Annotated in this window: 10 protein-coding genes; 5 read left to right on the top strand and 5 right to left on the bottom strand. The window is 58.9% G+C overall.

Annotation, left to right across the window (positions count from 1 at the left end; all coding sequences use genetic code 11):
- The first annotated feature begins 86 nt into the window (after window positions 1-86).
- On the top strand, window positions 87-1,469 hold the full coding sequence (locus ACJO5Y_RS09590; RefSeq protein ID WP_406986661.1) for a sodium-dependent transporter: 1,383 nt from the start codon (window positions 87-89) through the stop codon (window positions 1,467-1,469).
- Between the two features lie 76 nt (window positions 1,470-1,545).
- Here ACJO5Y_RS09590 and ACJO5Y_RS09595 read toward each other — a convergent pair whose 3' ends face one another.
- From ACJO5Y_RS09595 to dctP, 4 genes are all read right to left on the bottom strand, one after another.
- Window positions 1,546-2,127, bottom strand: a complete 582-nt coding sequence (locus ACJO5Y_RS09595; protein ID WP_406986664.1) for a hypothetical protein — start codon at window positions 2,125-2,127, stop codon at window positions 1,546-1,548.
- Between the two features lie 116 nt (window positions 2,128-2,243).
- On the bottom strand, window positions 2,244-3,554 hold the full coding sequence (locus tag ACJO5Y_RS09600) for a TRAP transporter large permease (RefSeq protein ID WP_406986666.1): 1,311 nt from the start codon (window positions 3,552-3,554) through the stop codon (window positions 2,244-2,246).
- The gene (locus ACJO5Y_RS09605; protein ID WP_406986669.1) at window positions 3,551-4,099 is read right to left on the bottom strand and encodes a TRAP transporter small permease subunit; all 549 of its coding nucleotides are present in this window, start codon (window positions 4,097-4,099) and stop codon (window positions 3,551-3,553) included. The genes ACJO5Y_RS09600 and ACJO5Y_RS09605 overlap by 4 nt, the downstream gene beginning before the upstream one ends.
- Before the next feature lie 81 nt (window positions 4,100-4,180).
- Window positions 4,181-5,227 (bottom strand): TRAP transporter substrate-binding protein DctP, encoded by a 1,047-nt coding sequence (gene dctP, locus ACJO5Y_RS09610; protein ID WP_406986672.1) that lies wholly within the window; start codon window positions 5,225-5,227, stop codon window positions 4,181-4,183.
- Window positions 5,228-5,397: 170 nt separating this feature from the next.
- On the opposite strand from dctP, the gene ACJO5Y_RS09615 reads away from it, so the two are divergent.
- Window positions 5,398-6,138, top strand: a complete 741-nt coding sequence (locus ACJO5Y_RS09615) for an enoyl-CoA hydratase/isomerase family protein (RefSeq protein ID WP_406986674.1) — start codon at window positions 5,398-5,400, stop codon at window positions 6,136-6,138.
- Between the two features lies 1 nt (window position 6,139).
- Here the strand turns inward: ACJO5Y_RS09615 and ACJO5Y_RS09620 are convergent, their stop codons facing one another.
- The gene (locus ACJO5Y_RS09620) at window positions 6,140-7,726 is read right to left on the bottom strand and encodes a class I adenylate-forming enzyme family protein (RefSeq protein ID WP_406986677.1); all 1,587 of its coding nucleotides are present in this window, start codon (window positions 7,724-7,726) and stop codon (window positions 6,140-6,142) included.
- A gap of 140 nt (window positions 7,727-7,866) precedes the next feature.
- Between ACJO5Y_RS09620 and ACJO5Y_RS09625 the strand changes: the two genes are divergently transcribed.
- From ACJO5Y_RS09625 to ACJO5Y_RS09635, 3 genes are all read left to right on the top strand, one after another.
- Window positions 7,867-8,661, top strand: coding sequence for an SDR family NAD(P)-dependent oxidoreductase (locus ACJO5Y_RS09625; RefSeq protein ID WP_406986679.1), 795 nt, complete (start codon window positions 7,867-7,869; stop codon window positions 8,659-8,661).
- A complete protein-coding gene (locus ACJO5Y_RS09630) occupies window positions 8,661-9,101 on the top strand; it encodes a PaaI family thioesterase (protein WP_406986681.1) in 441 nt (146 codons plus the stop codon). The genes ACJO5Y_RS09625 and ACJO5Y_RS09630 overlap by 1 nt, the downstream gene beginning before the upstream one ends.
- 79 nt (window positions 9,102-9,180) lie before the next feature.
- A complete protein-coding gene (locus tag ACJO5Y_RS09635; protein ID WP_406986683.1) occupies window positions 9,181-10,383 on the top strand; it encodes an acyl-CoA dehydrogenase family protein in 1,203 nt (400 codons plus the stop codon).
- Window positions 10,384-10,441 lie beyond the last annotated feature (58 nt).

Raw genomic sequence — 10,441 nt, forward strand, 5'->3', positions numbered from 1 at the left:
GGCAAAATCCCGCTCCAATTGCCGGAGGCCATCTCCGGCAAATCCAATATAAAGCGATTCATCAGCCAAAAGCACAGGATGAAAACATGACTGACAACAATACGGCCACAGCTCCACGCGGCATGTGGTCTTCACGGCTGGCCTTTATTCTGGCGGCGACCGGTTCCGCTGTTGGCCTTGGCAATATCTGGAAGTTTCCCTATGTGACCGGTGAGAATGGCGGCGGTGCCTTTGTCCTGGTTTACCTGCTGTGTATCGCCATTATCGGTATCCCCATCATGATGGCGGAAGTGTTTATTGGCCGTAATGGCCGTAATAACCCGGTAACCAGCATGCAGCTGGTCGCAGAACGCAATCTGAGCTCACCGGCCTGGCGCATCTCGGCCATTATCGGCGTGCTGGCGGCTTTTATTATCCTGTCGTTCTATTCCGTGATTGGCGGCTGGGCGGCATCCTATATTGGCCACGCGGCCAGCGGTGACTTTACCGGCCAGAGCGCGGACGCCATCGGCGCTATCTTCGGTGACCTGCTCGCCAGCCCCGGTGTGTTGCTGGCGTGGCATACCCTGTTTATGGCATTGATCATTTTCGTGGTAGCTCGCGGCCTCAAATCCGGTCTTGAGCGGGCGGTCACCATCCTGATGCCGGCCCTGTTTGTGCTGTTGCTGCTTGTCGTTGGCTATGCCGCGACAACCAATGGCTTTGGCCGGGCGGTGAGTTTCCTGTTCACCCCGGATTTCAGCGCCCTGACGGTTAACGGCGTGTTGATTGCGCTGGGCCATGCTTTCTTCACCCTGAGTCTGGGTATGGCGATCATGATGGCTTACGGTTCCTATCTCAGCCCGGATGTTTCCATTGGCCGCACAGCGGTCATGGTCTCGGTTATGGACACTGTGGTGGCGTTGCTGGCGGGGCTGGCGATTTTCCCGTTGGTGTTTGCCAATGGACTGGAAGCCGGTGCCGGCCCCGGCCTGATCTTCCAGACCCTACCTCTGGCCTTTGGCCAGATGCCCATGGGCAGCCTGTTCGGCACGCTGTTCTTCGTGCTGTTGCTGTTTGCCGCCTGGACCTCCGGTATTTCGCTGCTGGAACCGGTGGTTGAGTGGGTTGAAGAGAAGTTCTCCATGGCGCGTGTTGGTAGCGCGATCCTGGTGGGCGCTGCCTGTTGGTTGCTGGGTGTTGCGTCTATCCTGTCCCTGAACGAGTGGGCCGGTTTTGCGCCGCTGGGCATGTTCGAGCGCTTTGAAGGCAATACCATCTTCGACTTGCTTGATTTCTTCACCGCCAACGTGATGTTGCCATTGTCAGGACTTCTGACCGCAGTATTTGTCGGCTGGTTTGTGGCGAAAGAGTCCCTGAAGGCGGATCTGGCGATGGAGAGTGGCAGCTTTACCCTCTGGTATAACCTGATTCGTTTCGTGACACCGGTCGCGGTGGCCATCGTGTTTATATACAACCTGATAGCGTAACCCTGATCAGGGCAGAACCGCGTTGGTTCTGCCCTTTTTAGCCAGCCGTTTACCGAGCTCTGTCTTGCGGGGTTCGTCAGTAGTCCTCACCTGAGCCAGTCGCTGATCGCAGCGCCTCCATGTGTGGCCTGACTGCCTGTTTGTCTGCCTCCGGGGCCTCGCTCGCATTCTCCAGGGCGGCCGTCGCATTCCCCATCATGGCCCGCATCTGCTCCTTCTGAGCCTCGGTAAGATGAGGGTTGTTGTTGATTTCATCCATCGCGCCGGCCATCTCCCGCACCATTTCAGGGTGTTGGTTTTCCATTTCAATGGCCATCCAGGCCTGGAATACCCGATCCCCCGTGGCGCCCCAGTCTTCCATGGAGTCAAAACCGTTGTCTTCAACGATGTCTTCCATGCGGTCGTAGGCTTCGTGACCCCGCATTTTGTTTACCGAGTCGGAAAAGATGGATGAGAAATCGGGCATTTCCGACGGATTTCCGGAGCCCGGCAGTTCCTCGTTCAGCTGGTCAAAGTCGCCTTCGAGGGTTTCGGCTTCTTGCAGGGTGTTGATGAAGGCCCGGACTTTCCCGTCAGTGAGGCTGTCGGCAGCCACCGGGCTGGCCGAAAAGAGCAGGGTGAGAGCCAGGGCAAGGCAGAGCGAAAGTGCGCGTTTCATGAGTTCCCTCCGTGAACAGTGTGCCCCCGAATCCTTGAGTCGGGGGATTGTCTATAAAATAGACGCTACACCTCGAAGCGCGCAACCTGCTGAATCTGATCAAGAGCCGGATCAGCTCAGAAGAACAGATCCGGCAGGTAGGTGGCGATTTCCGGGAAGATCATGATCAGAGCGAGACCGACAATCTCGACAATGACGAAGGGGATGATCGAGGAATAGATATCCTTCATGGTGATGCAGGGTGGCACCACGCCCTTCAGGTAGAACAGGTTGAAGCCGAAGGGCGGCGTCATGTAGCCGATTTCCATGTTGATCACGAACAGGATGCCGAACCAGATCGGATCGAACCCCAGGGATTCCACAATCGGCATGAACACCGGCAGGGTAATCAGCATGATGCCGACCGGGTCCAGTACCATGGCCAGCAGGAACACAATCACCATCATGGCAATGATGATGCCCCAGGGCCCGCCGGGAATCATGTTCATCAGGCTCTCGATCAGGTCCTGGGCGCCCATGCTCTGATAGGCGGCACTGAAGGCGTGGGCCGCGAACAGGATCCACATGATCATGCCAGTGAGCTTGAAGGTCCGGATCGCCGCTTCCTGCATGATGCTCCACTTGAACTGCTTGTAGACAGCAGCGGAGATCAGTGCGCCGAGGACACCCATCGCGGCGGCTTCGGTTGGCGTGGTGATGCCGCCAATGATCGAACCCAGCACCATGAACACTACGCCGATGGGCAACAGCACCGCCCGCAGGGCACGAAGCTTCTCCGGCCAGGTACCACGCTCTTCCTTCGGCAGAGCAGGGGCCAGTTCGGGCTGCAGGTGGCTGCGCACCAGGATATAGATGGCGGTCAGTACCATCAGCAGAATGCCCGGCATGATGCCGGCGGCAAACATCTTGCCCACGGACACGCCGGTGATGAGGGCATAGAGAATCATCAGGATGCTGGGGGGAATAAGAATGCCCCAGCCACCGCCGGTGTTGATCACACCCAGGGCCATTTTCTTGTCATAGCCCCGTTCCAGCATGGACGGCAGGGCGATGGTGCCCATGGCGACAACCGCCGCGCCGCTGATACCGACCATGGCCGCGAATACGGCACAGATAACGAGGGTGCCGATGGCCAGGCCACCCCGCAGGCCTCCGCACCAGAGGTGCATCATGCGGTAGAGGTCCTTGGCCACCCCGGTTCGCTCCAGGATCATCGCCATGAACACGAACAGGGGGATCGCAACCAGGGTGAAGCTTTCCATCGTGCCCCAGATCTGCGAGGACACCATGTAGAAGGAATCGAATCCCCAGGTGAAATACAGGAAGACAACGGACACGCCACCCAGCACAAAGGCCAGTGGCAGGCCGAGCAGCAGGAAGAACAGCAGGGAGCCGAAGAACAGCAGGGTAAGGACTTCAATACTCACAATGCCTCTCCTTTAGTTTCTTCCTGTGGCTCCGGGGTGTAGTAACTGAGGTTGAATGCCACTGCAATGTCTTCCAGTAACTTGACGATGCCTTGCAGAACCAGCAAACCGGTGCCCAATGGAATGGCAGCCTTCACGGGCCAGATCGGCGGGTTCCAGGCGGAATAGGAGGTTTCCCAGCTGGCAATGGACTCGCTCGCCATGTCGTAGCCGAAGTACAACAGTGCCAGGGTAAAGATGAAGAACACCACCGAGGTCAGAATGTCGAGGATGGCCCGGCCGCGAGGCGGCAGATGCGAGTGCAACAGATCGACATTGACGTGGCCCCGGTGCGCCATGATGTAACCACCGGACATGACCGCGTAGATGCCAAACAGCATCTGGGTCAGTTCGTTGGTCCACACGGTGGGTGAGTTGAACAGGTAGCGGAAGGCCACTTCCATGATCAGGAATACGAACATGGCAAAAACGATCAGCGCTATCCCGCGCCCGATAACATCATTGAGGCGGGTAACGCCTCTCATGAATGCAGTCAGCACACCCATTGGTATTCTCCGGGAAACGGTGGGTTCATAAGCAAAGCCGGGCCAGAAATACTGGCCCGGCCGGTTTCTGGTGTCAGGCGCTTACAGGTAGCCGAGCTCCGACAGGTAGTCTTTCAGCATGTCCAGCGCCTTCTCGGCGTTGTCGCTGCGCTTGCCTTCCTCATCCCACAGTTTCTGGGCGGTCTGGGTCAGACGATCCTGTACATCATCCGGCAGGGTGTTGACCTGAACATCGTGTTCGCTGATGGCCTTGGCCAGAGTGATGCGTTCCTTGTACAGGTACTCGTTGGTACGGAACCAGAACTGCTCATCCAGCGCCTGCTTGACGATTTTCTGCATGTCTTCCGGCAGCTTGTCCAGGGCCTTCTGGCTGACAATGATGACGTCGGTGCCGGCGATGTTCAGTGCCGGCTGCACGTGGTACTTGGCCACTTCATACAGGCCCATGGAGAAGGCACCCTGGGAAGCGCCCCAGTGGGCACCGTCGACAATGCCGGAGTCCAGGGCGGTGTAGAGTTCACCACCCGGGATGTAGGACGCGGCGGCACCGGCTTCGGTCAGGAATGTCTGCAATGCCCCGGAAGAGCGGATTTTCAGCTTGGTGAAGTCGTCCCAGCTGTTGATCGGCTGCTTGACCACCATCTCGGTGGGGTAGACCTTGTCGGTTGCCCAGTAAACGTTATGCTCGGCGGCTTCATCACGAAGCATTTGTTCAAAGCCCAGGCCCTGGTGGAAATAGGCGGCTTCCCAGACATTACGGAAGGCAAAGGGCAGGCCGGAGGCAATGCCGGCGAGGGTAATCTTGTCCTGAGCATAGGACGGGGAAATGGTGCCCATTTCCAGAATGCCCCGGCTGACAGCGTTGAAGATTTCCTTGGCCTTGAACAGTGAGCCGGCTTCGTACAGCTCCAGTTCCAGGCGTCCGTCGGTGCGTTCTTCAATAATATTCTTGAGGCGAACCAGGCTGTCTTCATAGGAACTGCTGGAGCCCGGCCAGTGGGACTGGACCTTCCAGGTGTAGGTTTCCTCGGCAGCGACCGGGGCGCTGGCCAGGGCGGCGGCCAGGCCCAGGGTCAGGGCGGAGCCGTAAACAGTAAGGGTTTTTCTGGCGGTGGTTAGCATCTTCATTGCTGGACCTCGATCGTTATTGTGTTAGTCGTCCTGTTGCCTATTTCGCTCTGCAAAACTAACGGTTGCAGAACGAATCCTTGTATCTGAATCTATCACACACTTTGCTTTTTGCAATAGGATAGTCGTTGATATCCATTACCAAAGTTTAGTCCATAGAGGAGTTCATAGTGATTACCACGCAAAATCAGCCGGGTGTGACCCATCTGGTGATCAACAGGCCGAACAAGAAAAATGCATTGACCCGTGACATGTACCAGGCGCTGGCCGACGGCGTGGGCGCAGCGGCGGCAGACACCGGTGTGCATGCCATTGTGCTCAGTGGCGAAGGCGGTGTGTTTACCGCCGGCAACGATCTTGATGATTTCCGCGCCCGCGCTACGGATGCCAACCCGAAACCCTCTGCCGCCCTGGACTTCATCGAGGTTCTTATGGCTTGTGATACACCGGTCATCGCAGCGGTGGAAGGACTGGCCATCGGGATCGGCACCACCCTGCTATTGCATTGTGATTCGGTCATCGCCGGCCGCTCCTCACGCTTCAAGACGGCGTTTGTGGATCTGGGGCTGGTGCCGGAGGCCGCCTCTACCGTGACCATGCCTTTGCACCTGGGGTCCCGACGTGCTGCGGATTTGTTGCTGATGGGTGAAACCCTGAACGGAGAGGAGGCCCGGGAATGCGGGCTGGTCAGCCGTGCCGTCGATGACGGGCAGGCGGTGGAAGAGGCGCTGGCACAGGCCAGCAGGCTCGCGGGCAAACCCCGGGAAGCCCTGAGAGCCAGCAAGCGGCTGATCAAGGCCCCCTGGCGGGAAGCGGTACGCGAGGCCCTCGAGCGGGAGCGCACGGTGTTTGCCGAGCGGCTTCGGTCGGAGGATTGCCGGGCCGCTCTGACGCGGATGGAGACGCGCTAGGTCAGACCCAGTAAGGCGCCCGCAGCTCCCGCTTCAACACCTTGCCAATGGTGGAGCGGGGCAGCTCCGGGCGGAACTCAATCGCCGCGAGGCGTTGGGTCTTGCCCAGTTGTCCATTGGCCCAGTCCAGGATGTCCGCTTCATCCTGCGTGCAGCCGGGCTTGCGCACCACCAGTCCCAGCGGTGTTTCACCCCATTGCTCGCTGGGAATGCCAATCACCGCAACATCGGCGACGGCGGGGTGGGCCTGCAGCACCTTTTCCAGATCCACGGCATAGATGTTGAACCCGCCGGAGATGATCATGTCCTTGCGGCGGTCCAGAATATAGACAAAGCCCTCGTCGTCGATTCGACCCATATCACCGCTGCGATAGAACACCAGGCCCTCCGGGCTGGTCCAGAGCATGTCCCGTGTCTGTTCCTCGCGGTTGATGTAACCCCGCATCATGGAGATGGCACGACCCACGATCTCCCCGGTTTCACCCTGGGGCAGTTCGTTGCCTTCCTCGTCAATCACCCGGACTTCCGCACCTTCGGTTGGTATTCCTACCGAGTCCCACTTATCCGGATGGGCAGCGCAGTCCAGACTGGTGGAAATACCGCCTTCCGTCAGTCCATACACCTCGCGGATGTTGCCGGGCCAGCGCTCCATGGCTTCCTTGATGACCTTCGCTCCCAGGGGGGCGCTGGTGCAGAGTTTGAGCTGGAAGGCGGACAGATCGAAGCGATCGAATTCCGGATCGGCAAGGATGCGCTGATACTGGACCGGAACCAGCATGGCGTGGGTCACGCGGTAGCGTTCGGCCAGTTCCAGGAAGCGCCGGGCATCAAACTTCGCCATGAGTACCAGGGTGCCGCCGTAGAACAGGGTGGGCAACACGGACACCAGGGTGGTGTTGGAATACATCGGCGTGGAGACCAGGTTAATGGCATCGCCGTCCAGCCCGAAGCGGCTCATCCGGACCATCTGACGCTGGCGGAAACGATAGTCGTGAAGAATGCCCTTGGGGGTGCCGGTGGTGCCGGAGCTGTAAATAATGTTGAACGGATCATCCAGGGTAACCGGCGCCGGGTTGGCACCGGCGTCGATGTCTCCCAGCCAGGACTCAAGATCCTGGCTTATCCCCGGGCCGTGACCATCCAGTCCAATACACTGATCGGGTCCGAGAGCGTCGGGCTTGTTGGTCATGCCTTCAAACAGATCAAAATTCTTTCGGGACACAAACAGGAAACGGGCGCCGCAATCTTTCAGCATCAGTGCCAGGCTGTCGTCGCTGGCCATGCCTGAGAGCGGCACCATGCAGCCACCGGCGACCAATGTGCCGAGGTACAGCGCGACGTAGTTGATGCTGTTTTCCGCTAGCCCCGCCACGGCATCGCCCTGTTTCAGGCCGGCGGACCTTAGCCGATTGGCAATGCGATTGGCGCGCCTGACCAGTTCCCGCCAGCTGACTTGCGTCTCTCCATCAATGAGTGCGACATGGTCAGGGCGTTCCATCGCCAGTTGCTGGATACGTTGACCGAGGGCTTCCATGGCCTCTTCCGGGTCAATGGGAGCATAGACAGGCATGTGCTGCGTGTTTTTCATTTTTCCGCCTCTCGGTGTTGTTGTGTTTTATCTAGTGAAATTAACTTCCGAATATATTGACTCAAAACCCGGTGGCGTGACAAATTACAGTCAAGTTGAAATTTATGACGGCGCAACAAAACACAAAAAGGAGCATCGGCATGGGGCGTTTCGATAATCGGGTAGCCATCGTTACCGGGGCAGGTAGCGGCATCGGCAGGGCTACCGCAGTCAGGCTGGCCCGCGAAGGGGCGCGGGTGATGATGGTGGATCGCTCCGAAGCTGGCCTGCTGGATACCGAGGGCCTGATGCCGGAAGGCGCTGAGACCCTGCGCCGTATTGGTGATGTGGCGGACGAAGACCAGGTCAGATCGTTGGTTGAGGAAACGGTGTCCACCTTCGGCCGGATTGACGTGCTGTGCAATGTCGCCGGTATTGCCAGTACTGGCGGGGGCCATCCCGACGTCACCGGGAATGATCGGGAAGAATGGGAGAAAGTCCTGTCGGTGAACCTGATCGGCACTATGCTGTTTATCAAGCATGTGGCGCCACACATGCAGGCCCGAAAGCTGGGCTCGATCGTGAATACCGCCTCCGTGGCGGGTATCCGCTCCGGTGCCGGTGGAAATGCCTACAGCGCGTCCAAGGCTGGGGTAATAAACCTCACCATGACGGCCGCCTGTGACCTGGGCACGGACAATGTTCGAGTGAATGCAGTATGCCCGGGGCTGGTGGAGACCGGCATGACCCAGGCAGTCTTCGACTACGCTCGCGCCAACGAGAAGGCCCACAAGCTGGGGGCCCGTTGCGAGTTGCGTCGCTATGGCGCGCCGGAAGAGATCGCCGCGGCGATCCTGTTCCTGGCCAGCGACGACGCCAGCTATATCACCGGTCAGTCCCTGCCCGTGGATGGTGGCAACACCGCTTCTCTTAACCTTCCGGGGATGAAAGTCTGATGAGTGACCAGCAACACCACATTACCAGTGCCAAAGATCTGCCAGGCTTCCACAACCTGCTGGGATACCACCACGTGTCCTGGGTGGACGGTGAGACCGTCATCAAACTCGAGGTCCGGCCTGAGCACCTGAACCTGGCGGGAGTCATTCACGGCGGGGTGCTGAGCGCCCTGATGGATATCGTGATGGCCGATGCCGGCACCTATTGTCCCTATCCGGGACGGCGCCGCAAGGCGCTGACCCTGACCATGACCACCACCTTCACCGGGCAGTGTTCCGGTGGCGTCATCCGGGCGACCGGGCGCAAGCGCGCCGGTGGCTCCCGCATCTTCAACAGTAGCGGTGAGATCCATGACGACAAGGGCAACCTGCTGGCCATGGGGGAAGGCACCTTCCGTATCCGTTCCGGCAGCGAGGGCCCAGAAGGGGTGCCGATTTGAAACCCTGGGATCCGACAATAACAGCGACTGCCGGCAGCACACCGGTTTACCGAACCAACGACAATGAGAGGTAACGGACATGTTTGAACTGTCTGACAAGGCGAAGAAGCTGCAGGCGCAGCTGAACGAATTCATGGATGAGTACATCTATCCGAACGAGCACAAGCACCATGAGCAGGTCGAGCAGGCGGAAAACCGTTGGGCGCCAGTACCGATCATTGAGGAACTGAAGGTCAAGGCCAAGGCCGCCGGCCTGTGGAACCTGTTTCTGCCGGAAAGCGACTTCGGCGCCGGCCTGACCAACTACGAGTACGCGCACTTGTGCGAAGTCATGGGCCGTTCGGCCATGGCCCCGGAAGTGTTCAATTGTTCCGCTCCGGACACCGGCAACATGGAAACCATTGCCCGCTACGGTAATAAAGAGCAGCAGGACAAGTGGCTGAAGCCCCTGCTTAACGGCGAAATCCGTTCCTGTTTTTCTATGACTGAGCCGGACGTGGCTTCCTCCGATGCCACCAACATCGCCTGTGAAATCCGTCGTGAAGGCGACGAGTATGTAATCAATGGTCGCAAATGGTGGTCTTCCGGCGCCATGACAACCACGGCCAAGATTGCCATCGTCATGGGCAAGACCGATCCGGATGCCGAGAAGCATAAGCAGCAGTCCATGGTCCTGGTGCCCCTGGACACCCCGGGCGTGAAGATGATTCGCCCGTTGACGGTATTTGGTTATGACCACGCGCCTCACGGTCACGCCGAGATTCACTACGACAATGTGCGGGTGCCGGTGGAGAACATCCTGCTGGGTGAGGGCCGTGGTTTCGAAATCGCCCAGGGCCGCCTCGGGCCGGGCCGTATCCACCATTGCATGCGCACCATCGGTGTCGCCGAGCGCGCCCTGGAGCTGATGTGCCAGCGAGCCAATGCCCGTGAAGCTTTCGGCAAGCCGCTGTCCAGCTTCGATTCCATTCGCAAGGACATCGCCCGCAGCCGCATCGAGATTGAGCAGGCGCGCCTGTTGACCCTGAAAGCGGCCCATATGATGGACACCGTCGGCAACAAAGTGGCCCGTCAGGAGATCGCGATGATCAAGGTGATTGCCCCGAGTATGGCGTTGAAGATCATTGATCGTGCGATTCAGGTTCACGGTGGTGCCGGTGTGTCCCAGGACACTTTCCTGGCGAAGGCCTGGGCTCACGTCCGGACCCTGAGGCTGGCGGACGGGCCTGATGAGGTGCACCTGGATTCCGTGGCTAAGCTTGAACTGAAGCAATACCACTAAACCAATAACCGCTGAATCTGGGGGAAGAGCGGCCGGGGTGATGTCCTTCCGGGACACG

The sequence above is a fragment of the Marinobacter alkalisoli genome (genome assembly GCF_045449855.1).
In the GTDB taxonomy this organism is placed as follows: domain Bacteria; phylum Pseudomonadota; class Gammaproteobacteria; order Pseudomonadales; family Oleiphilaceae; genus Marinobacter.